36 protein-coding genes and 1 tRNA gene are annotated in these 21,558 nt (G+C 32.5%); 32 read left to right on the top strand and 5 right to left on the bottom strand.

Features of this window, described 5'->3' with window-relative positions; all coding sequences use genetic code 11:
- Positions 1 to 4 precede the first annotated feature (4 nt).
- From WH267_RS17515 to WH267_RS17450, 14 genes are all read left to right on the top strand, one after another.
- Positions 5 to 229, top strand: a complete 225-nt coding sequence (locus WH267_RS17515; protein WP_340010002.1) for a hypothetical protein — start codon at positions 5 to 7, stop codon at positions 227 to 229.
- Positions 226 to 1,518: a tyrosine-type recombinase/integrase gene (locus WH267_RS17510; RefSeq protein WP_340010001.1), complete on the top strand. Its 1,293-nt coding sequence runs from the start codon at positions 226 to 228 to the stop codon at positions 1,516 to 1,518. The genes WH267_RS17515 and WH267_RS17510 overlap by 4 nt, the downstream gene beginning before the upstream one ends.
- Positions 1,506 to 2,054 carry a hypothetical protein gene (locus tag WH267_RS17505; RefSeq protein WP_340010000.1) on the top strand — a complete coding sequence of 183 codons (549 nt, stop codon included), beginning with the start codon at positions 1,506 to 1,508 and terminating at the stop codon, positions 2,052 to 2,054. The genes WH267_RS17510 and WH267_RS17505 overlap by 13 nt, the downstream gene beginning before the upstream one ends.
- A 107-nt stretch (positions 2,055 to 2,161) precedes the next feature.
- Positions 2,162 to 2,620: a hypothetical protein gene (locus WH267_RS17500; protein ID WP_340009999.1), complete on the top strand. Its 459-nt coding sequence runs from the start codon at positions 2,162 to 2,164 to the stop codon at positions 2,618 to 2,620.
- Positions 2,621 to 2,622: 2 nt separating this feature from the next.
- Positions 2,623 to 2,922, top strand: a complete 300-nt coding sequence (locus tag WH267_RS17495; RefSeq protein WP_340009998.1) for a hypothetical protein — start codon at positions 2,623 to 2,625, stop codon at positions 2,920 to 2,922.
- Positions 2,919 to 3,515 carry a hypothetical protein gene (locus WH267_RS17490; RefSeq protein WP_340009997.1) on the top strand — a complete coding sequence of 199 codons (597 nt, stop codon included), beginning with the start codon at positions 2,919 to 2,921 and terminating at the stop codon, positions 3,513 to 3,515. Before WH267_RS17495 ends, WH267_RS17490 begins: the two co-directional genes overlap by 4 nt.
- Positions 3,512 to 3,739, top strand: a complete 228-nt coding sequence (locus tag WH267_RS17485) for a hypothetical protein (RefSeq protein ID WP_340009996.1) — start codon at positions 3,512 to 3,514, stop codon at positions 3,737 to 3,739. Before WH267_RS17490 ends, WH267_RS17485 begins: the two co-directional genes overlap by 4 nt.
- A gap of 150 nt (positions 3,740 to 3,889) precedes the next feature.
- Positions 3,890 to 4,141 (top strand): hypothetical protein, encoded by a 252-nt coding sequence (locus tag WH267_RS17480; protein ID WP_340009995.1) that lies wholly within the window; start codon positions 3,890 to 3,892, stop codon positions 4,139 to 4,141.
- An 11-nt stretch (positions 4,142 to 4,152) separates the two neighbouring features.
- Positions 4,153 to 4,398 carry a hypothetical protein gene (locus WH267_RS17475; RefSeq protein ID WP_340009994.1) on the top strand — a complete coding sequence of 82 codons (246 nt, stop codon included), beginning with the start codon at positions 4,153 to 4,155 and terminating at the stop codon, positions 4,396 to 4,398.
- 21 nt (positions 4,399 to 4,419) lie between these two features.
- Positions 4,420 to 4,818, top strand: a complete 399-nt coding sequence (locus tag WH267_RS17470) for a hypothetical protein (RefSeq protein ID WP_340009993.1) — start codon at positions 4,420 to 4,422, stop codon at positions 4,816 to 4,818.
- Positions 4,819 to 4,825: 7 nt separating this feature from the next.
- Entirely contained in the window at positions 4,826 to 5,032 is a 207-nt protein-coding gene (locus WH267_RS17465; protein WP_340009992.1) for a hypothetical protein, read from the top strand.
- A gap of 36 nt (positions 5,033 to 5,068) precedes the next feature.
- Complete coding sequence (locus WH267_RS17460) at positions 5,069 to 5,503, top strand: hypothetical protein (protein WP_340009991.1); 435 nt, start codon at positions 5,069 to 5,071, stop codon at positions 5,501 to 5,503.
- A gap of 226 nt (positions 5,504 to 5,729) precedes the next feature.
- Positions 5,730 to 5,975: a hypothetical protein gene (locus WH267_RS17455; protein ID WP_340009990.1), complete on the top strand. Its 246-nt coding sequence runs from the start codon at positions 5,730 to 5,732 to the stop codon at positions 5,973 to 5,975.
- A 21-nt stretch (positions 5,976 to 5,996) separates the two neighbouring features.
- A complete protein-coding gene (locus tag WH267_RS17450; protein WP_340009989.1) occupies positions 5,997 to 6,206 on the top strand; it encodes a hypothetical protein in 210 nt (69 codons plus the stop codon).
- Positions 6,207 to 6,234: 28 nt separating this feature from the next.
- Here the strand turns inward: WH267_RS17450 and WH267_RS17445 are convergent, their stop codons facing one another.
- Together WH267_RS17445 and WH267_RS17440 are read right to left on the bottom strand one after the other, a co-directional pair.
- Positions 6,235 to 6,546: a hypothetical protein gene (locus WH267_RS17445; RefSeq protein WP_340009988.1), complete on the bottom strand. Its 312-nt coding sequence runs from the start codon at positions 6,544 to 6,546 to the stop codon at positions 6,235 to 6,237.
- A gap of 3 nt (positions 6,547 to 6,549) precedes the next feature.
- Positions 6,550 to 6,894 (bottom strand): hypothetical protein, encoded by a 345-nt coding sequence (locus tag WH267_RS17440; RefSeq protein ID WP_340009987.1) that lies wholly within the window; start codon positions 6,892 to 6,894, stop codon positions 6,550 to 6,552.
- A gap of 200 nt (positions 6,895 to 7,094) precedes the next feature.
- Between WH267_RS17440 and WH267_RS17435 the strand changes: the two genes are divergently transcribed.
- The 18 genes from WH267_RS17435 to WH267_RS17350 all read left to right on the top strand — a co-directional run bounded on the left by WH267_RS17435 (position 7,095) and on the right by WH267_RS17350 (position 20,426).
- Positions 7,095 to 7,655 (top strand): recombination protein NinG, encoded by a 561-nt coding sequence (locus tag WH267_RS17435; RefSeq protein ID WP_340009986.1) that lies wholly within the window; start codon positions 7,095 to 7,097, stop codon positions 7,653 to 7,655.
- 2 nt (positions 7,656 to 7,657) lie between these two features.
- A complete protein-coding gene (locus WH267_RS17430; protein ID WP_340009985.1) occupies positions 7,658 to 7,972 on the top strand; it encodes a hypothetical protein in 315 nt (104 codons plus the stop codon).
- Positions 7,973 to 8,079: 107 nt separating this feature from the next.
- The gene (locus WH267_RS17425; protein WP_340009984.1) at positions 8,080 to 8,241 is read left to right on the top strand and encodes a hypothetical protein; all 162 of its coding nucleotides are present in this window, start codon (positions 8,080 to 8,082) and stop codon (positions 8,239 to 8,241) included.
- 3 nt (positions 8,242 to 8,244) lie between these two features.
- Positions 8,245 to 8,484, top strand: a complete 240-nt coding sequence (locus tag WH267_RS17420) for a hypothetical protein (RefSeq protein ID WP_340009983.1) — start codon at positions 8,245 to 8,247, stop codon at positions 8,482 to 8,484.
- Between the two features lie 176 nt (positions 8,485 to 8,660).
- Positions 8,661 to 8,747, top strand: a tRNA-Ile gene (locus WH267_RS17415).
- 15 nt (positions 8,748 to 8,762) lie between these two features.
- On the top strand, positions 8,763 to 8,909 hold the full coding sequence (locus WH267_RS17410) for a hypothetical protein (RefSeq protein ID WP_340009982.1): 147 nt from the start codon (positions 8,763 to 8,765) through the stop codon (positions 8,907 to 8,909).
- A gap of 348 nt (positions 8,910 to 9,257) precedes the next feature.
- The gene (locus WH267_RS17405; protein ID WP_340009981.1) at positions 9,258 to 9,488 is read left to right on the top strand and encodes a hypothetical protein; all 231 of its coding nucleotides are present in this window, start codon (positions 9,258 to 9,260) and stop codon (positions 9,486 to 9,488) included.
- Positions 9,489 to 9,490: 2 nt separating this feature from the next.
- The gene (locus tag WH267_RS17400) at positions 9,491 to 10,003 is read left to right on the top strand and encodes a terminase small subunit (protein WP_340009980.1); all 513 of its coding nucleotides are present in this window, start codon (positions 9,491 to 9,493) and stop codon (positions 10,001 to 10,003) included.
- The gene (locus tag WH267_RS17395; protein WP_340009979.1) at positions 10,000 to 11,376 is read left to right on the top strand and encodes a phage terminase large subunit; all 1,377 of its coding nucleotides are present in this window, start codon (positions 10,000 to 10,002) and stop codon (positions 11,374 to 11,376) included. The genes WH267_RS17400 and WH267_RS17395 overlap by 4 nt, the downstream gene beginning before the upstream one ends.
- The gene (locus WH267_RS17390) at positions 11,357 to 11,872 is read left to right on the top strand and encodes a hypothetical protein (protein ID WP_340009978.1); all 516 of its coding nucleotides are present in this window, start codon (positions 11,357 to 11,359) and stop codon (positions 11,870 to 11,872) included. The genes WH267_RS17395 and WH267_RS17390 overlap by 20 nt, the downstream gene beginning before the upstream one ends.
- Positions 11,872 to 12,360, top strand: coding sequence for a hypothetical protein (locus WH267_RS17385; RefSeq protein WP_340009977.1), 489 nt, complete (start codon positions 11,872 to 11,874; stop codon positions 12,358 to 12,360). The genes WH267_RS17390 and WH267_RS17385 overlap by 1 nt, the downstream gene beginning before the upstream one ends.
- Positions 12,361 to 12,455: 95 nt before the next feature.
- Complete coding sequence (locus WH267_RS17380; protein ID WP_340009976.1) at positions 12,456 to 12,917, top strand: hypothetical protein; 462 nt, start codon at positions 12,456 to 12,458, stop codon at positions 12,915 to 12,917.
- On the top strand, positions 12,914 to 13,816 hold the full coding sequence (locus WH267_RS17375) for a hypothetical protein (protein WP_340009975.1): 903 nt from the start codon (positions 12,914 to 12,916) through the stop codon (positions 13,814 to 13,816). Before WH267_RS17380 ends, WH267_RS17375 begins: the two co-directional genes overlap by 4 nt.
- Positions 13,813 to 15,639: a hypothetical protein gene (locus WH267_RS17370; RefSeq protein ID WP_340009974.1), complete on the top strand. Its 1,827-nt coding sequence runs from the start codon at positions 13,813 to 13,815 to the stop codon at positions 15,637 to 15,639. The genes WH267_RS17375 and WH267_RS17370 overlap by 4 nt, the downstream gene beginning before the upstream one ends.
- On the top strand, positions 15,636 to 16,052 hold the full coding sequence (locus WH267_RS17365; RefSeq protein ID WP_340009973.1) for a hypothetical protein: 417 nt from the start codon (positions 15,636 to 15,638) through the stop codon (positions 16,050 to 16,052). Before WH267_RS17370 ends, WH267_RS17365 begins: the two co-directional genes overlap by 4 nt.
- 25 nt (positions 16,053 to 16,077) lie before the next feature.
- Positions 16,078 to 19,884, top strand: coding sequence for a hypothetical protein (locus WH267_RS17360; RefSeq protein ID WP_340009972.1), 3,807 nt, complete (start codon positions 16,078 to 16,080; stop codon positions 19,882 to 19,884).
- Between the two features lie 3 nt (positions 19,885 to 19,887).
- Positions 19,888 to 20,205 (top strand): hypothetical protein, encoded by a 318-nt coding sequence (locus WH267_RS17355; protein ID WP_340009971.1) that lies wholly within the window; start codon positions 19,888 to 19,890, stop codon positions 20,203 to 20,205.
- Complete coding sequence (locus tag WH267_RS17350; RefSeq protein WP_340009970.1) at positions 20,193 to 20,426, top strand: hypothetical protein; 234 nt, start codon at positions 20,193 to 20,195, stop codon at positions 20,424 to 20,426. Before WH267_RS17355 ends, WH267_RS17350 begins: the two co-directional genes overlap by 13 nt.
- Here the strand turns inward: WH267_RS17350 and WH267_RS17345 are convergent.
- From WH267_RS17345 to WH267_RS17335, 3 genes are all read right to left on the bottom strand, one after another.
- Entirely contained in the window at positions 20,419 to 20,883 is a 465-nt protein-coding gene (locus WH267_RS17345) for a hypothetical protein (RefSeq protein WP_340009969.1), read from the bottom strand. The genes WH267_RS17350 and WH267_RS17345 overlap by 8 nt on opposite strands.
- Entirely contained in the window at positions 20,880 to 21,242 is a 363-nt protein-coding gene (locus WH267_RS17340) for a hypothetical protein (protein WP_340009968.1), read from the bottom strand. Before WH267_RS17340 ends, WH267_RS17345 begins: the two co-directional genes overlap by 4 nt.
- Before the next feature lie 84 nt (positions 21,243 to 21,326).
- Positions 21,327 to 21,524, bottom strand: coding sequence for a hypothetical protein (locus tag WH267_RS17335; protein WP_340009967.1), 198 nt, complete (start codon positions 21,522 to 21,524; stop codon positions 21,327 to 21,329).
- Positions 21,525 to 21,558: the final 34 nt, after the last annotated feature.

Below are 21,558 nucleotides of genomic sequence, written 5' to 3'. Positions count from 1 at the left end.
AATCATGAGTGAGAATGATATAATTCAAGTTATAGTTAATCACGAAAGGTCAACTCAGTTCAAATCTTTGATTAGTAAAATAGGCGAAATAATTAATGTGGTAGATCTGAAAAGAGGAGAATCTTTATTATACATAATTAAGGCTGATCATTCTGATCAAGCTGAAATAAAGGAGATAGGCCTAATGTCTTTTATTAATAATCCAGAATTTCAAAAATATTACAAATGAATACAGGGTATACAAAACAGCAAGATTCTTTTATACTTGAAAATTATGGCAATATCAAAATAGCTGATCTTTCTGATGCATTGGGAAAATCATCGGCTGCGATATACAATAGATATGATCGCTTAAAAAATGGTGAAAGTATTCTTAATACAATTCAGCATAGTAAAGAGAATATATTGTTCATTAAAAACAATCTTCTTTCAATGTCTGATCAAGATTTTTCTTTGCATTTTAATTGCTCAAAAAGACACTTCTATGATTTCAGAGTATCAAAAGGTATTGAAAGATTACAATCGTGTAAGAAAAAGATTTCATGGTCAGAATTTGATGATTTATTCATCAAAGAAAATGTAGATATTCTTTCCAATAAAGAAATGGCAGAGTCACTTAATAGATCAGTATCGTCTGTTATTCAACGGAAGTGCAAGGTTTTAAATTTAACAAAAACAAAGGCAATAAGGATACTTCCAGAAGACTCTGAATTTTTCATTTTTATGGGTCAAATGTTGAAACGATGGAAGGGTGATTTGTCAGATGGAACTATTTCTCACAGAAGAACGTTCATTTTCCATCTTTATAAATTCAGAAAGAAAATTTCATTCAAAGAAGTTAATGAAAATTTGATTTTAGATTTTAAAATTTTCTTACAAAACGAAGATAAAATGAATGAAAATACTATTTCTAAAAATCTTCAAATATTCAAGGTGTTTACTAATGCAGCTTTACGATCAAGGAAGATCAAAGAAAATCCTTTTGCCTGGATCAAAATCAAAAAATGTAAAAGTGATCGGGTATTTCTATCTAAAGAAGAATTCCTAAGATTAGAATCGCTGTATATAAGTGGCAAGTGGCATGGTGTTGATCGGGGAGTAATGAATATGTTTTTGCTATCCTGTACAACAGGACTACGTTTTAGTGATATTCTTCAATTCGATAAAGAAAAAATGATCGAAAAAGATGTAATAAGATTAAAAATGAAAAAAACAAAAAATGAAGTTGCGATCCCTATTTCCGATAAAGCTAAATACTTTATTAATAATTTTCATCATGCTTATTGTAATAAAGTTGTTAATCGAAAACTAAAGGAGATGTTAAACGAGGTTGGAATTAATGATCAGATCACATTTCATTGCGCTCGCCATACATTTGCTACGCTTTCTTTGACAATAGGAATTCCCATCGAGGTGATCAGTAAGATATTAGGCCATTCAGATATTTCAACTACACAGATCTACGCTAAAGTAATTGATGATGTAAAAATAAAAGAGATGCAAAAATGGAACTTTTAGATGGATTTTGGAATATTTACTGGTATCTCATGATATTTAGTCCAGGACTTAAGAAACTTGAATTCAATGATGTAGCTCAGGAAATTAATTTAGCAATTCTAACTGGTGAAAATTCAAGAAATCAGGCTCTTTATAACTGTAGAAAATTACAAAGAGAGCGATTCGGATACTCAAGGAAATTAGGAAAAACAGATTGGCAAGTTGTTAAAGATAGTATTCTTCATAACAGTATGATTGATTATGATCAGGATTACAATTATGATTTAGATCAATGGAAGGAAATTGAAATTGAAAAATTACAGAGCCTAAAAAAAAATAATTCTTATAAACAAATACTAGAATTATACAATATAGAACCATCTGAAAAAAACATCAAAATAGCTTCTAATGCGTTAAAGAGTATTGATTCTAAGCCTAGAAATGAAAAATACTTTGATTTAGATAAGGCTAAAGAAATTATTAAAGAGCATAATTTGCCCATTCATATGATTGCAGTATGGAAGTATAGAGGATCAATCCCAGTAAAGTATAGATAATATCCGGTAATTCTTCCGGGAAAAACAACAACAATTTAAAGACAAAAATTAGTTGGTGCAAAAGCATCAAAGCACCCGTCTTATGTTTAATTTAAAATAAAATAACAATGGAAAATACCTTAGAAAAAGAGCAATTCATAAAAGAAAACAATATCCAAGATTTAAAAACATTGGTAAGAGTTAATAGTGATAATTACAAAAATGCTGGTGGTTATTATGGCTCATCAAATGGATGGATAGGTAAAGTAAAGTTAGGAGGATATGTGTCATCTTCAATGCATGAGAAGTTATATGTTTCATTTGGTAATGGTGAAAATTCATGGCAATACTTTCCCCACGAATTGGAAATAGTAACAATTCAGGATTTGGAACTAATGGAAGATAAAAATAAGTCATTTCAATTACTGATGAGATCAAGCTTTATAAAACTTAAATCATCATATTTTTTAGAAAATTTAGTAAGAGAAAATCTGATTGATTGGAGCCTGAAGGATGATGTTTTAACCGTAAAGGCTGCACCTTCAATTAATAATGATGTATTTACTATTTCTGTTGAAAATAAATAACCATGAGCCACCAAGAGAAACAACGCATATTCGATGAGTATGCGAAGAGTCAAGAGTTTGAAAATTGGAATGATTTAAAAAACTTCCATTTAGAAAATGATATTGACTTAGATGATGAGATTTTCGCTGCCTGTGATCTAGTCCAGGAGCAACAGCAGAAGAGAATAGCGGAGAACGCTAAAATGAATTTTCATGATGGAGTATATAAAACAAATGAGAAAATGTCTCATATCCAATATGGAGCTGATAATTTACAGGTAGACAAAGACTCCATACTTAACCCCGAAAACCTTATCAAATGATAGACCCATTAGAAGATGAAAACCTATACAAAGTAGAATGGAGCGACATCGAAAACGCTGATATGGACTATGAATGCTATATCAATGACATTGAAAATTTCTTCAGAGAAGAATTTGAAGAAGACCAAGTATTAACACCAGAAAAACAAAATATGAAACTAATATCAATGACAGAATTCGTTCTGCAACATAAAGAAAATGTAGAATTCCATATGAATGATACAGTTGTTGAGACTGGAAAACTTATGCAAAAAGTATTTAAATATGCTGAATTCCTTCGCCAACCTCTCACATTGGGAATGTTTGTTCCTGTAGATGAACAGGGAAAGGAGTTATCATTAGTACCTCTGAAAGTATTTGAAGGTAAATTCAAAGATTATCAGGCAGTATTGGGGAATTATGTTAAAGCCAAAGAAAAAGTACTGTTTGAAGAAATTAAAATAAAACATAGGGAAAACTATTTTATTCTGGAAGATGAAGATGGGACTTTAATCCGGGTTCTAAAGAACAAGACTTCATTAAAAGTTGAAGATTTATTAAAAATGTCTTCAGTTGAATTAACCCCCTCCGTATTAAAACAGATAGGACTATGAAAGCATTAAAAGAACTAACAGCCGATATACGGGAGAAGCTGCCAGAATCAGAAAGCAGGGAAATAGTATTATCTGATTTGATGTTTATAATACTTGTTCACTTATCAGGCAATAATGAAGTGAATATTTATAAACTAACACATGAATGGACTCTTTCCAAGCCATTTCTGAAGGACCAATCCCCTGAACTAATAAACTTCCTTCACGGATTGATTAAGAAGTAATTAATACTTCTCTTTTTTCCAGAATAATGCGACTACTGCTAAAACGATAAGAGTTCCGATCACTCCGTAATATGCAAAGTCGGCTATTTGAGTGAGTTGTTTAATAATACTTTCCATAACTAATAATTTCCGATTAATATACAAATAAATATGAAATACAACTGCATCCCTTTTTATTGTCACTTAGAATTCTGTATTGAATGTGATAAGGTTACTCCATTCGATGAATGGCAATGTATCTATTGTGGATGCGATACTCCTTTCGGTGTATGGGCTGATGATGATAGGACATATGAAGAAGATGAAGAATATTTTAAACAGCGAGTTCGTATAGGTGATTTAAGAGAAGCAAGTAAAGACATACAGGATATTTTTGATAAATATTATCCAATTAACCACTAAAAAAAAGACTTATGAATAATTCAGAATTATTTCCGCCTTCTTTTGATAAAAAGAAAATTATCAAAGAAGAATATCAAAAATGGCAACATGATAAGAAGGATTTAGACTTTGCAATAAGAAATGACGGATGGATGATTTTTAAAAAAACACATTTAAAAAGAGCTGATAAAATAAATTTAGACATTAAAGAAGATGGGGATTTATTTTGGTTACGTCCTAAAACTTTAACTCAAAGACTTTCTGAACTAAATGAGTAATAACCACTAAAAAACAAAACAATGACAAAAGAAGAACTTTTAAAAATATTCAGTGCTTATCTGCCGTATGGGTTAAAGATATGTACTTCATACAATAATGGTAAATCATGGAATAAACCTAAAAAAATGTTAGGAGCTGACTTAGATCGTTTACGAACTCTAGTTAAATATATACCTATCCTGTACGACCTCTCCTATCTAACAAAAGAGATAGAGCATGAGGGGGAGAAAGTAATTCCTATTGATTATATCAGCACAAGTATTAAAGACTCTCAAACTACAATGAGGCGTGTTGAGAATAATCAATCACTTGATGTGTTAGATTACTGGAAGATTCAAAGGCTATTAGAATTACACTTCAACGTCTTTCAATTACCGGAAGGAGAATACATAAACAAAGCAACTTTAACCAATAAATAATAAAGCAATGAAAAAAATTAAATGCTACACAATGACATTATTTGGATCTACCTTAACGGATCCCGACATTAATAACATTCTAGAAACTTTAAAAATAGAACTAGAGGAAAACTTAGATGATTCGGAAGATTTTGAAAGCATTGATTTTGCTTTTGGCATTAAATATTTAAGTCAAAATGAAATAGATAACCTGCCTGAATTTGATGGATTTTAACCCCTCAAAATGTATAATCTGTGAAATACTGTAAAGATGAAGCCGACAAAAGATAATTTAAAAGATGAATTACAATATAGGATTGAATGTATAGAAAATTCTAATAACGAAGATCCAATGCTTGCTTTATTTTTAGAAAACGAAAAATCAATTTTAACAGAAATGATAAAGTTGATAGATATATTTGGCAATCGAATTGGTTACTCAGAATTTGCTTTTTCCAAATTCACTCCAATAAAAGATTGTGTAACAAAAGAACCTTTATTGATTGGAGACAAAGTAAAATCAAACAGTTCTAACGGCTGCGGATTTCTTCATTTCGATGATTATCTTAATCAATATGTTATTAAGACCGCGGAAGGCACGCATCATAAAACTTCAAGCTTTATGAAAATTCCAGAGCTGTTCAGTTACACAATTGACAATTCTAAAGTTGAGTGCCGGCCGAGTCCATATAAGAAGAAGTGGTAATTACGGAAACCCACAACTTAAAACCATCCAACAAAAGTAAATTAGCAGAATGAAAGAATTCTTCAAAGATTGCATGTTATTCCAGAACAAAGACACTCAGATGAGGTTGATTGGAGTATTTGCATGGATATGGATAGTTGCTTTAATCTGTTTTCTTTACTGGATAATTTAGTATTATTACGGTTTCCCGTAAAAATAAAAACTAAAAAATAATTAAATTACACCCATGAATAAAATAGAAAATAAAATAGGCTTATCAATAGGCATTGTAGTTACTGTACTGTTGTTTTTAATGTTATTTGGTAGCGATATAGATGTTTTAAATAAAGGCAGGGTCCTTACTCCTTCCGGCATAGGTGATGGTGTTTTTTACAGCATGACAGACTATTTAACGTATAATGTATTCATCGTAGGATGTATATTGTCTATTCTTTATGTAATTCTATTAATTGGCAGTAGATCTAAGAAGTAGTATCTTTGCTCCATGGAAAACATGGAAGAAATAGAAGCAAAAATACTTGAAAAAGTAAAAGCTGATCATAAGATAAATGGCGGATCGAACGGAACCGATTTAAATGATCTGGATAAGATTATAAACCAGCCAATACCCGAGAGAAACCAATTGCTTGATAAAATGGTTGCCGATAAGAAATTAGCTTATCTAAGACCATTAAATGCAATACGTATTACACTTCCAAAATAAAACCCCTGCATTAACAGGGGTTATTTTATTAATTTTTCCATTCGTAAAGCATGGAAAGCGCCCACCTAGGAAGTTCTTTATTTGATTGTGTTTGATTTTTAACACTATCAGGAGTAATTCCAATAATGGAGGCTATATCAGAATTATTAAGGCCTCTTTCTTTCTTATACAACTTCCAGTCTTCATGTGTTGGAGTTCCAAAACAAATTGCATAAACAGGCATCATTTCCCTTTCATCGCTTACCCCATGATCTTTGCCACAAATCGGACATTCTAAATAAAACAATCCATCTTTTTGTACAATATCAGACTCGTCTAATTTTTCTTTTCTGTGTATCATAACTTATAAATTTTCAAAATATAATTCTTCTGCTGCTTCCTGATCATTAGATACATCTTCCCATTCCAACACTTGTTCTATTGTTTGAAATGTATCTGTTAGTTCGTTTTCCAAATCAATTTCCCATTCTTCAATTATAGAATTATAAGCAGATTGTCTTTGAGTGGTTCTATTTGAAATGAAAGATAACGTTTTAGCATCTCCATTATTCCTTTTATTTCCTGAATGATTACCAACTCTTAATTTTATTTCTTTACCTGAAACGCTATACACTGTAAAGTAAGCCGTTCTACCCTGGTTGCTCAAGGTTTCCAAAATTCTATTTTTAATATCAAGTATAGTTTTCATAACTGTTTGTTTTGTTATACAAATGTAATAATAATATTACTTACATGCAACTTTAAAGTAATAATAATATTACAATTTGTTTCAATTCTAAATAAGTTAGATTAATAAATAAAAAATGTTAGTAAATACTTTAAAATAAGTTAGGATACATTTGTTTTGTACCAATTTTTGTTACTAGCTTTACTGTAATTAAGCTGGTAATGAGTGTGATAAAGCCTAAGAAGTGCGTAGTATGTGGGAGTGAGTTTAGTCCCTTCCGGACAACTCAGAAAGTATGTAGTACGACCTGCGCAATTTCTTTAGGTAAATCAAATGTTCAAAAGCAAAACGCTAAAGCTTGGAGAAAAGAGAAGAAGATCAGGAAGGAGAAGCTTAAAACACATAAGGATTGGTTGCAAGAGCTGCAGAAAGACTTCAATACATTTATTCGACTAAGGGATAAAGACCAGCCATGTATAAGCTGTGGAACTACAAGGACAGATATTAAGTATGATGCTGGCCACATGTTCTCGGTTGGGGCTTATCCGAATGTTAGATTTGATGAGGATAATGTATGGAAACAATGCAGTAATAATTGCAATTTCCATTTATCAGGAAATATTCATGAATATCGCCCTAGGTTAATTGAAAAAATAGGGATTGAAAGATTTGAAGCTTTAGAATTCAGGGCGCGAAATGGAGTTTTGAAATTGTCAATTCTGGAGATAAAAGAAAAGATTGAGTATTACCGCAATAGGATTAAAGAACTTAAAGCAAAATAAATATGGGAGTAGATTATTACGCGCATTCAGGTATTGGATTTATGGTACGAAAACCAAAAGAGCATCAAGATAATGAAGACTTTGATTTTTTAGAGCATCTTGATGAGGTTTTGATTGATTCGGGATATGGATACTTTGAGATAGGAGAAGGAGCTTATACGGGTGAGGATAATGAGATTTATGTAGTCTTATCAGATTTCCGTCCGGTCAATAACCTAGCTGAACGAGCGCATAATTTGAAGAACTTTTTAATTGAACATGACTTGATTGATGATGCAGATGATTATGATCTTGTAGGAGGTTTGAAAGTGTGTTAGATATGATTTGATGTGTTGTTGAATTGCCAAGCACAAGATGTAGAGTGCAGAAGGGGTGGTTAGTTGGTTGATGAGGTGGATTGCTTGGTGTTTTTAAAAATTACAATATGAAAAAATTTTCAGTTAAGGCAGTAGGCAAAGATGGTAGAACATTTGCGATGCCAGTTGTAGAAGCTAAGTCTGTTAGGCTTGCTAAATATTCATTCTCTGACGCTTTTAGAAAACAATTGAATTTTTTCAGTAAATGGAAAGTAGAACGTAATAATTAAATAATGGGAGAAGAAAAAGTAAAGGAATTATGGGGTGATGTATTATATAAAGCATTTGCATACCACATCAATGAAGAAGGATGGTTAACAACTGATTGGGGTGTTTTTGTCGAAAAGAACTATTCAGATTTTGATAAAGATTACAATGATAATGAAGAAAAAAAAGACATTTATCAAAGGATGTACTTATTGGATTTAGAAGAAAAAGAAACAGAGTCTGGAACTTGGATTAGGCCAATATAACAAACGTGATGCTAGCATATAGGTAATGCGACCTTAGCTATCGCTAAGAGTTACGGAGCAAAACCGGGGGCATCAGCAAAAGAAGGGTGAGAATATTAGTACCTTGATTTTTTATTTCAAATCTAACAGCAAATCCATACTGCAACTATGGTTGACACTGGGAAAGACTAGGAAACGGGAAAGTAGCATAATGGCAATGCTTGTGAGAAACTCAAAACTCTGATAAAGCAAGGGTGATTCAGGTTCAAGTCCTGGCTTTTCCACTAAAATTTTTAAATATGGTGTTGAACGAAAAAGAAGTTGAAGATTTAATTGGCAAACTCAAAGAGAATCCAAAGTTGTATCTGTACGACTATCAGCTGACAGATTTAGTTAGGTATCTTTTAATTAAAGTTGAGAAATTGGAGAAAGAAAAAGAAGGGTGAAAACCCCATCGTTCTTTTTTAAATGCCTCGAATTCGAGGGAGATTGATTTAATGCAGTAGGAACTATTTTTTTCATATTAATATTTTGTGATTTGGTGTCCCGCTGCTGTAATAGGTAGCGGGGTTTTTAATTTAGGGAGTATGAGAATAAAAGTTAAAAATACTATATGGTCTTACGTGCTTGGTACAATACCATTATTTAAGGCTTTCTGGTTTTAAAATTCCTTATAGGAAAGCCAATAAGGAGAGTATATATCAACGGTAAATTGTGCAATACGTTGTATTTGAAAGAGAAATAAATTGAAAACTAATTTTCTATGGCAGAGGGAGTGACGGGGAGTGCAATGAATGAATAAAGGAAAAGAAATGAATATTAAAACAGCTAAAGAGAAAGGATTTACCCATAAAGGATATACATACAATGTAGTTAAGATTTATGCAAAGGATGTAGATTCTATGGAACCTGAAATTACTGGTGTTAATTGGTTTCATAATATAATACTTGAGGTGGCAACTTGGCTTGATGTCAATCTGCAGTTAAATGATGGGTTCTACATGGAGGTAGTTAAAATGAATTAGAAATGGCAAAGAAGAAGAGTGAAGAGAATGAAGGAAGAAAGCCGGACGGTAAGTTTGCGGAGGGAAATACAATTTCCGTTGGCAATGAAGGAGGGCGTCCTTTGAAATTTGAAACACCTGAAGAACTATCTACATTCTGCAAAGCATACTTTGAATGGGCTGATAAAAACCCTTGGATAAAAAATGATGTTGTTAAGGGTGGTGAATATGCTGGAACTCCATTACAAATTCCAACACAAAGACCTTACACTTTAATTGCACTTTGTCACTACTTAGGAATCGCTCATGCAACCTGGAAATTATATGAAGAAAGAGCGGAGTTTGTAGAAGTCACAACATGGGCGAGGGAAAAAATTAACAATCAACAGATAGAAGGTGCGATGGTTGGAGCTTTTAATGCTAATTTAACAGCAAGACTTCAAGGAATTTCTGATAAACAGGAGAAAATAGTGAAAAGTGAAATAAAAATTACTGATCCTCCTAAGTGGGTAGTTGTTGATGCTAGTAAAAAATGAATGTATTAAAAGAATATTACCCTTTATACACTGAAGAATACTTCATTGCTGATTTATGGGGTGGACGTGCCGGGGCGAGGTCTTACGCTATGTCACAAAGAGCCTTATATAATCTACTCCATAAAGAAGGATCAAGGGCCTTTTTCCTACGTCAAACACATGCTACTATTTACACTTCATGTTGGCAGGACCTTAAAGACAGGATTGATGAATATGAATCACAGCATGGAGTAAGCTTGAGTGGTGTAATATCTTACTCAGATAATAAGTCAGGGGAAAACTATGCTGAAAACCTTATAAATGGAAATACGTTGGGCACAAAGGGGTTTAAGGTATCATCAGGAAATCAAACGGCAAGTTTAAAGTCACTTGCAGGAGCAACAGATCTTTACATTGAGGAATATGATGAAGTTGAAAAAGAGGATTTTAATAAGCTGTTGTTGTCATTAAGGAAAAAAGGGGCAGTCCTTCAGATATTAAGAGCCTTTAACCCTCCAGAAAAGGATCATCATGTTTGGGGAGATTATAAATTAACAAAGGTTTCTAATGATGTTTTAGTAGAAATAGTACTTAAGCATAGTAGCAAGAAAAGATCTGAGATAGAGCAAATAGTTAATCAAAATAATAAGCCTTACTATTTAGCAATACCAAAAAGAAATAATCATCTTTCTCTTCAAAATACATTCATCAATAACTATGAGAATTTAAACGAGACTGCAATTGAGCAGTACGAAAAGTTTTTAGAAGATGATTTCCATTATTTCTGTACAACTATTTTAGGGCTTATACCGGATAAAGGTGGACATTCAGTTTATAATGATTATGATGACATTGAAAACCATTCGGATAGAGTAGTACAGCCTAATGATGTTTTGCATATCGGTATGGACTTTAACGTCACAAATATGAGCGCAATTATCCATGTACATGAAGGTGATTCAGATTTTGCTGTAGCTGAGCTTACAGGAATTTTTGATACATTTAATATGTGTGAGAAAATTAAGGAGCTGTACGGTGGACATAGCATTGTTATTTATCCAGATGCATCTGGGCAAAATAGAAAAACAAGTGGAAAGTCCGACTTTGACATAATAAGACAGTATAAGTATGTTATTCGTACTGGGGTAAGTAACCCGGCCGTAAGAGATCGAGTGAACGAAGTAAATACTGCATTTCGAGAGCGAAAATACTTTGTTAACAGATTCACGTGTTCTGTATACTCTGAATCATTAAAAAAACAAAAGTACAAGAACGGTGAACCAAGTAAAGATCCTAAAGAAGGATATGACCACACCAATGACGCCGGAGGTTATTATATAACTAAGAAAGGTAAAACTATTAAAATCAATTCAGGTGGAGCAAGAACGCGATAGCTTAGGGGTAGTGATTCAAAATGAAGCTTTATTTAAGGCTGTTTATGAGTTAATTCTACCTGAAGATACAATGTGTGTAGGAAATATATTCAAGGTCCCATTTACTAAAATATATCAATGTTTTGATTTTTACAAAGATGACAACATACTTGAGGCTGTAGCATTAATAACTGGGAAAAGTATAGAAGATTTCTTGAAAGAATCAGCTAATGAAGCTATAAAGTTCATGAAGTGGTTAGAGCAAGAGATTGACCAGTGTTCAAAGCTTTTAAATAGTATCCCATCTGTTAATGATCCTGATATGGCAGCAGCTGGAGCAGATAGGATGAATGATATTGGTGAGTTTGCTATTTACCGATCAATAACAAATGATCCTAGAAAATGGAAAAGTTTAGGAGAAGTTGAATTTGAGCTAATGTATGTAAAATTATTGGGTGATGGCATTCAATCAGTGATACAAAGAGACTATAATGAAATAATCAAAAACAAGAAGTAATGAATATAATCAAGCAGTTTGAAAACCTTGTTAATGGTTGGAATGAATCAAGTAAATGCAATTACTGTTGGAAGTTCATAGGAGCTGGGCGTCCGGACTTATTTAACATGTTTACTGATATAGATGTAAGTAAATGTTGCATATATGTGGGTCTGTTTAATATTAAGTTTGGAACTAGATATAAAATGAATGAAGATGGATTTACTCGAAAATCATATTGTTTTGTCAGTTTTGAAGGTTTTATAGGCATTCCGAGTAGATTAGATATTCAGTTTTACAATGAGTTGGGGAATACAGAAGAAGAAAAGCTGCAATCTAAGTGGGCTATTCTAAATTCAATTCAGGAATGTTTAGGATGTGACTTTATGGAAGTATTATGTGACCAAAACGGAGTGTACGCCCCTGCAGAATTCGCAGCTACTCAAAAAATAAACTTCCAGGACACCAATTATGATGGATGGTTAATAAAAGGACAATACAATTATTGATTATGAAACCAAGGTATAGTAAACGAAGAATTAAGAGGATGACCTGTTCACGATTAGTTAACGTGGGTTTTCAATTTACAATGGAAGATTAGAGAATGATAACCCTTGAAGTAGTAACAATTGAAGAGATTAAATCAGTTATGGATGAGGTAGTTGAAAAATTCCTTATACCAAGGTTTAATGAGTTGGGAATGAATGCTACGGGTGAGTGGTTGGAAGCGGTAGGCGGAGAAGCTGAACCGAATAAAGGCTTGATAATGGGGCTTGACTATACAGAGAAATTAGTGAAGGGCCAAGAACCTACTACCGTTCCCCTTCCAGACCTAAAGAGATGGGCAAAAGCTAAGTTTAGATTAAGTGATAATGCAGCGGCTGGAGTAGCGGTTAGGGTTCAAAGAAAGATTAAAGAAGAAGGTACTACATGGTATGAGAAAGGTGGAAGTGATTTACTTGAGGTCCTTGAAGAACAGGAGACTATAAACTTTGTTAACATGAAATTAGGACAATATGCTACACCGAGAATACAAGAAATTTTAATAAGACAATTGAGAGCATGACAATAAATGGACTTGAAAATAATTACTACCTAACTCAAAATGATATTTGGGTGACGATTAACGGATTTACTGAAGTTGTAACCAAGGTAGTTATTGACTTTAAAAACATAACAACTAATAATGAACTTAAAGGATTTGAATGTTCGGCAAGTATTGAGAATGATTGTTCACTTAATGTTTGTTTTCCAGTAAGAGCATTAATGCCAGAGCCTGATCATGTTAATATAAACACTCTTCAATCATTTCAAATAAAAGTAACAGTAAAATTCAAAAACACATCTTTGCCTGATGAGGTTGTAACTATTAATAAATATTTTATAAGAGGCGGTAGAGACAAGTATGGAGCAAATGAATGGCATTTAAACGATGGGTATTCATTGATTGTTAATAAATGGATTTCAGGCGGTAAAAGTTGGAATTCACCAACGCCTCCATTAAAAATAAGTGGAGGGTCTTTAATAGAAGATGATGCAGTACAAAATTATATTCAAGAAGAGAAAAAGTCTTGTAACGGATTACTCATAAAATATCTCAACTCACTTGGTTGTTATCAATACTTTTACTTTGATAAGTATGAACTTAAAAACAAGACTAAGGCAGCTAAAACGGTTAACAGAATAACTAATAGACTACGAAATGATAACTTTCAAAACATTGGATATTCAGAAACTAAGACATTAACACTTTATTCATTCACTGAAAAAGAATTGCAACTAAACTTTGAAGATCTAATTAAGAGTTTGCATATTTTTTATTTTGATTCTAATGGAATTGATCATGACTCTTCCTGGCATTTAATTAGATTAGACGATAATTCATCAACATGGAATAATTACGAGAATGCATTTGAAAACAAAGCAGAGTTTACTTTACCTAATTTTAGAACACTCGAAATATGAAAATAGATCTTTGGTTTGATGGTAAAAGTTTAGATTTATATGAGGGAACAGATATAAATCACACATTACAAATAAACGATATTGCAGAGGTAAAGGATCGTCAAGCATCCTATACAAATACATTTAAGGTGCCTAAAACGCCTAACAATATCAGAATATTTAGTGGGTTAGGTTTGCCTTCTAGTAATTCAATGGCTCCATATATAAAACCCAATGCATTGTTAAAAATTGAAGGTTTTGATTTTTTAACACAAGCATGGATACAAGTTAGATCAACAAGTGAAGAATATGATATTGCAATATTTTCAGGGATTATCGAATTTTTCAAAAAATTTGAGAATAAAACTATTGGTGATGAATTAGCTAATGAGCTTTCAGAAATTGATCACAGTAAAAATTTAACTACAGTAGTTAATACACAAAATGATGATACTTTAAAGTATACATATCTTATCGCTGATTTCAATGGGAGAACCCATCGTAAAAACGATAGTAATATTGTAAATATTGACTTTGTTGTCCCTAGTGTATTAGTATCGTATTTATTTGATAAAATACATGCAAGAGCAGAGTACACTTATGAGGGCAGCTTTAAAGATCTGGACACTTATAAAAACTGGTACATATCGTATCCAAAAGCTCCTGAAGGCTCCAACGAAACTGAATATTATAACAATTCGTCAACAGTTCCGTATGATCAAATTAATTATACGGGAAGTTTTGGTTTTAGTTTCCAAAATGTAGGTAATGAAGGAATTAAAATAATTGAAAAAGGAGTGTATAACTTCCAAATTAGCACGGGGGCATCGTTGAATTTCCCAATACCAAGTGGCATAGGACAGCTAGATTGGACTATTTATTATAAACTAAATGGAAATATTGTTCAAATACCTAATCAAGCTAACTTTAATATATTATTAGAAGAAAATGACATTCTAGAATTTTTTTATATTGTTAGTACGGATTGGAGCGGGAGCATAGCTATGAATCTTAAAATAGTTAGTTTAGAAGATGTGCTTTTTGCAGAAGAATTTAAAGACCTTAAAATAACAGAATTTCTTAAAGATGTTTATGGTATTTTAGGTCTTACTCCGGTAATTAATAATGACACAAAACATATAAATTATAAAACTAACAAAGAGAGGTTCAAAGATGCAGAAACAGAAGATTGGTCGGATTATTTAGTTTCAATAGAAAAAGAGTTGTATTCATTAGGAAGTTATTATGCAAAAAATAATCTATTTAAATACAAGTACAATGATAATGAGGAAACGCATTCAGATGGCGCTATTGTGATAAATAACAAACATTTGGCAGATGAAAAAACGATATTTACTTCATTTACTTATTCTGTAGAAAAGGAATTGGTATCTAATTTTTACATTAATCAAAATTTAACCGACAAAGTATCATTCTACAAATTATATGAGAAAGAACCCCAGGATGGATCTACAGAATTAAAGTATAAACCTTTATCAAAGAGGTATTTTTACTTAAGAATGAGGAAGATAAATACGACGGTGGAATTTGGATCAGACATTCAGAACTTTAATATTACTAATAATATTATTAAAGTTGGAGATTTTACAAATCTTAGCATGTCAAATGTTATAGGACAAAACTATTTAGAATTTCAAAATGTTATCAATAATGTAAAAGTATGGAATGCTGAGTTAAAGATACCATATGTGAAATTGTTAAATATTGATCTAATGAAGGTGTATTACTTTAAGCAACTTCAAGCATATTGTTTTATTAACAAAATTTCATTTGATAATAATAAATCAACAGCTGAATTAATAAAAGTAAATGATTTTATATGAGCAATATAAGGGATATTTTATTGATAATTCAAAAACTTTCATCAGTGTCAGATCTAAAGTTTGTAGGTGGGACCTCTTTATTTATTCAGGGGAAAGTATCTACAATAAATGATATTGATGTTCTCGTTGATGATATTAGGGAGATAAGTAAAGTTTACGAAATAGTTTTAATTGAAGAACCGATTTATAGATTTGATAAAAGACGTAGAGGGTATTTTATTCAAAATAATATTATGATTGATGTTTTTATACAAGAAAATAATGAAGATACCATATTGGTTGGAACTCAAGCTATATGCAGTACTATTAATGCTCAGATAGAGTTCCTAGAAAAGACACTATCATTAAATATATCACCAGAAAGAAAACAAAACACAATTGCTAAAATAAACTATTTAAAAACGTTGGAGTAAGTTAAATAATTAATGAAGGAGGGAAATGGCAGAGAGAATAATATTAGGTCAATTTGATATTGACTCACGGTCTTTGGAAGATAAAATTGCCCAAAACCAAACCAAAATAGATTTGCTTAAGGGTGAAATTACTGAAACAAGAAAATCTCTTAAAGAATATCAAGATCAGGCAAAATTAGCAGCGGGAATTATTTCAGAAGGCAATAAAGCATTAGAAGAAGCTTCTCGCGAATTACAAGAAGGTATAATCACTCAGGAGCAATACAACTATGTTGTAGATATGACTTCTGAAATAATTAGAGAATCTGAAATAGAATTAGCAAGATTAATTGAGACCGAAAGAGAGCAGCAGAGGCAGTTAGTGCGCTATCAAACCGATTTAAGATCTGTTAATGATGAGAATCGAGAGCTTAATAATCTTATGAGAGCCGGGAGAACGGAAGTGCAAGGAAATGAGGGGGCATATAGAGAATTGTCGCAACAATTAGGATTAGCAAGAACAGAAGCTAATAATTTAGGGGCACAAATGCTGGTCCTTGAGCAAAATGGACAAAGGAATACTGAAGAATATATCAGGTTAAACAGACAATGGCATGAAGCAACGCAGACAGCAAGAGAACTACATGATGGTTTGTTAGAGTTAGATAGAGCGACTGGAGATAATCGTCGGAACGTTGGGAACTATACAGAAAGTATAAGAGAGGCATTTGGAGGCTTAGGTTCAAGCTTTGCCCAATTAATGTCCGGAAATGTAACAGGAGCATTCAATACATTTAAAGAATCAATTGGAGGAATTAAGACTGCAGTAATGCAATTGTGGACAGCTATTCTAACTAATCCTTTGTTAGCGCTGGCGGCAGGGTTGGCTGCAATAGGAGTTGGCTTTGTTCAAGGTATGAAAGCTGTATACGAATATAATGTCGAAGTTTCCAAACTAAACAAAGAAATTGAACAACTTACAAATTTAACAGGGCCAATAGTTGATAAATTAAGAGAATTTGCAACCGCAACAGAAAAGGTTTTTGGAAAGGATTTTAAAGATGGAATTCAGGAATTAAATTCCTTAATGACAGACTTTAAATTGACCTCTGATGAAGCGTTTAAAATTTACCAGGATGGCTTAGTTAAAGGCGGTGCTGCTAATTCAGAATTCGGAGAAAGCATAAGAGAATACGGGGTATTGTTTGCTCAGAATGGGTATTCTGCTCAGGAGTTTCTTGATCTTTTGAATGCTGGTATTGATTTAGACGTTTATTCGGACAAGTTGCCCGATGCTATTAAAGAAGCTGGACTAGCTTTAAACGAGCAAACAAAAGCAACTAGAGACGCTTTAGTTAATGCTTTTGGACAAACATTTTCAGATGATCTACTTAAGGGGGTTAGAAATGCATCTGTTACCGTTAAGCAGGCGGTAGATCAAATATCTATTCAAGCCCAAAAGGTAGGACTAAACACTCAGCAAATTGCTCAATTAAATGCAGATGTATTTAAAGGAGCCGGAGAAGATGCTGGTGGACTTGTCAAAATAATTGAAGCTGTTAACCTTGCTAACAGTAAAGAAATTAAAACATTAACAGAAGGACAAAAAGCAACATTAGAATTGGCAGACGCGAATGTTGAGCTTGAAAAAGCTAAAACCGAAGCATTTAAATCAGATTTAGTATCTGGATTCACTAAAGGGATTGAGTTATCTTGGGTTAAAATTAAAACAGTTTTAGTTCAATTAGCAGGTGGGTTAGTTGATATTGTACTTTGGTTTGATAAATTAACGGGAACATCTGATTTAGCAAAGGAAGTATTTGATGAGCTAGTTAAATATGGAAATATTATGATTGATGCATTAGAGCCTCTTAAGGGTTTATTTAATGATTTACTTAATGCAATTGGAATTAATACAGAAAAAACTGGAGGATGGATAAAAACTATAATGCAAACCCTAAACCCATTAAACTTAATCAAGGGAGCGATTATTTTATTGTCAACTGTGGTAAAAGGTTTTGGAACAATCATTGAAAACAGCCGTGTACTTATAACAACATTTGCATTAACTGCTAAGAGTCTATTCAATCAAGTTATTAGTGTGGCACAAGATTTAAAGAATTTAGACTTTTCGTCTGCGTTAAATAAACTTAAAACATTTTCTATCACAAACGAATTAAAAAATGCGAGAAAAGAAGCAGAAAAAATTGTTGCATTAAACAAACAAAAACCAACAAAAGAAGAAATTGTATATAGAGATGATACTAAAATTAAAAAAAATGGAAAGGACACTGGGGCATCAGCAGATGCTGCGGCAAAAGCAGCTGCGGATCGTCAAAAATTATTAGATAAGCAACAAAAAGAAGCTGAAAAAGCAAGATTAAAGGCTGAAAAAGCAGCAGAAGCAGCAGCAAAACAAGATTTAGCAAACGCAAAAGAAAGAGCTAACATCGCAATCCAGGCAACACAATCTGAATTGGCAGAGTATATTGCCATGAATGCAGAAAAGCTTAAGTCTGATAAAAGACTAACACAAGCGCGCGTAAATCAAATCCAAAAGTACCTTGATGATGTTCGAGAAAAGATGCTTCAGGCAAATCAGCAAGAAAGAGAGCAGAAGTTGCTATCACTTGATGAGCAGTTGGCTGCCATCAAAGGTAATAGTCAACAAGAACTTGATCAGAAAAAGAATCTCGAAGCCCAGAAGCAGGTTGTTAGAAAAGAATATGACACAAAAGAAATTCAAATAGTTAATGATGTTTATGAAAAACGTAAGGAATTAGATAAAAATTACGAGACTCAAAAAACTGAATCTAAAAACTTAGCCAGAGCATTAGAGTATCAAAAACAAATAGCGGATTTAGAATCACAACACGCCTCTGAATTAGTTTTACAAAAAGTTAATTTAGATCAACAAACTGAACAGAAGTTAGCAAGTTTTCTTCAAGAGAATGAATTAAAAAGACAACTGAACCAGGAGAATTATGATATAAACTCAGAAATAGAAGCTCAAAGAAAAGAGCTGGAAAATCAAATTGGCTTAGAACAAGATGAAATAAAGAAACAAAATCTTAAAAACCTATTATCAGCATTAAATGTAATTCAGGCCGAATATGCAAATAAAGATGTAGAAATAGCAAGAAATAAAGAAATGGCAAAATACGCTCTTGCGGCTGGAATAGCACAGGGTATGGCTCAAATTGCCGGAGAGCAAAGCGCATTCGGGAAATCACTCGCTGTTGCAGAGACAACGATAACAACATATATGTCAGCAACTAAAGCGTTTAATTCACTATCTGGGATACCAATTGTTGGACCAACATTAGGAGCCGTGGCTGCAGGTTTGGCGGTAGCGTCTGGATTAGCAAATGTTGCGAAAATAACTGGGATCAATATTCCATCTGGCGCATCATCTGGGTTAATGTCACTATCAAATGGTGTTGTAGCCTATGGGCAGGCAAAAGCAACTCCAAAAGCAGCCGACGGTGTTCTTATTGGTCCTTCGCATTCTAATGGAGGAATTCCAATAAATACCCCTAGTGGAATGATTGAGGCTGAAGGAGGTGAGGTTATAATAAATAAGAGAAGTTCTGCAATGTATCGAGATGTTCTTTCTCGGATCAATCAATTAGGCGGAGGTGTTAAGTTCGCATCAGGAGGGGTAGTAGGAAATATAAGCAGTTTGCCAACTGTACAGAATAATTTTAAATCCTTAATTGATATGGACATGATGCGTGAAGTAATAGGTGAAGCAGTATTAGAGGGGGCGCTTCTGGGCACACAAAGCGGAAGTCAAATGGGATTAGTGGAGCTTTCAAATAATAGGGAAATTCAAAATGGAGCAAATTTTTAAGATATGAAGGAGGTGTTTAAAAGGTTCTGTGAGAGCCTAAAAAAACAAGATGAGGTAAATATTATCAGAGATACAAAAGCTGTTGCTGTTGGTATTGCAAATTTCAAAACTAATAATAAAAAAGCTGTTGAATTAGCTGTTATCAGGTTGGAAAAACATTGTAAAAGTTGTATCTTTAGTATCGATGAGCCAATACCTGAATTACGAGTAGAAGATAAACAAATATCGCAATTATCCGGTAAAACTTGTGGTGAATGTGGGTGTGTTTTATCATATAAATTAAGACAATCAGTAAAGAAATGCAGCAGATGGGAACAGTGAAGGAAGTAGTTCTAAACAATAGAAGTCTTTTCTATAAATTAAATAAGTGCGGAGTCAAAAATATTGAAACCGCACTTGATTATCTTTCAATTTATGAACAATATGAAAATCAAAAACATATTGATTCAAATATGGAACGAAAAAAGGTTGTAGCTGTATTTTGTAAAGTCACGGTAAGAACTGTAGAAATAGCTTTGCAGACCATGAAAAGGGCTATTTAGTCTTTCCAAAAAGTTTATTAACTTGTTTTTTGGATAAGTATCTTGAATATCCAACGATTCCAGTGCTTTTATCTTTTGCAGCAAAATCAAAATTCATTACTCCTAATTGTTTCTCAAATCTTAATGTAATATAATGTAATTGTGACTCTAATTTTACTTCATTATTAATGTTTTTTTCAAAACCATCAATTATTAAATTATATAGATTATTTATGTCGTCATTTTCGTTAATGAAACAAAACTTTTTCCATGTATTAATTTGTGTAAATTTCATGTCTTGATACTCAAAGCAGTAAATTTTATCATCTTCAGATTTTAACATGGAAATATTTGTCGTTCCCATAGGTCCTACCTTTCCAACCTCAATCATTTTAGGACCTTTATCATCGACAACTTTTAGTTGACTGAAGCAAAAAATGCTTAAAAAAATAGTAAAAATTGATAAAAAATATTTCATTTCTTTATTTTTTCAAAAGTTGCAATCCTACCAGTTATATCTCCAATTGTCCCTGGTCTTTCTTCTTTCTTTTCAAATCCCTGAGATTTTAAATATTGTACAAGCTGGAGCCATTCACCTTTTTCAAACTTTCTATTGTCTTTATCAAAAATACCCTGTCCGGAAAAATCATAATTATTAGGTCTAAATTTTTTTTGACCATAGTTGATAAAGTATGATTCTTTTAAGTTGAACGGTTTTATAAATGCCCAAACTTCAAATACATCCGTTTTGTCCTTAATGTCTTCTTTGTTGACAAATATTTGTGCTGAAGACAAAAATGATATAGCAAGTAATGCTAGGAGTAAAATTCTTTTCATGATTTAATTTTTCCCCAAAGAAAGGAAATATTTTTGATATGGTTTTTGCGGGAAACCGTAATTGTTAATTCAAAAACTTATCTATTATCTCATACTTTCATTTATCTTTCTTTTCAATTCTTCCTCTCTCATTCTTAATTCCCTGAATCCAATTTTTTCCATTGGTAGCTCTCCATTTTTCTTACAGAATTCTATATAATCATCATATATTTTATCATCATTCATTTTATTTTGATGAGTTTCGATATATGGATTTACCTGGCTTTTCTTTTTCCTAAACATAGCATTTAGGAACCAATAGAAGCAAAAACATAAA

The organism is Chryseobacterium sp. MYb328 (assembly GCF_037572595.1).
Classification (GTDB): Bacteria; Bacteroidota; Bacteroidia; order Flavobacteriales; family Weeksellaceae; genus Chryseobacterium; species Chryseobacterium pennae.
Note: the sequence above shows the minus strand (reverse complement) of the source record. Positions and strands in the feature narration are given on the sequence as shown.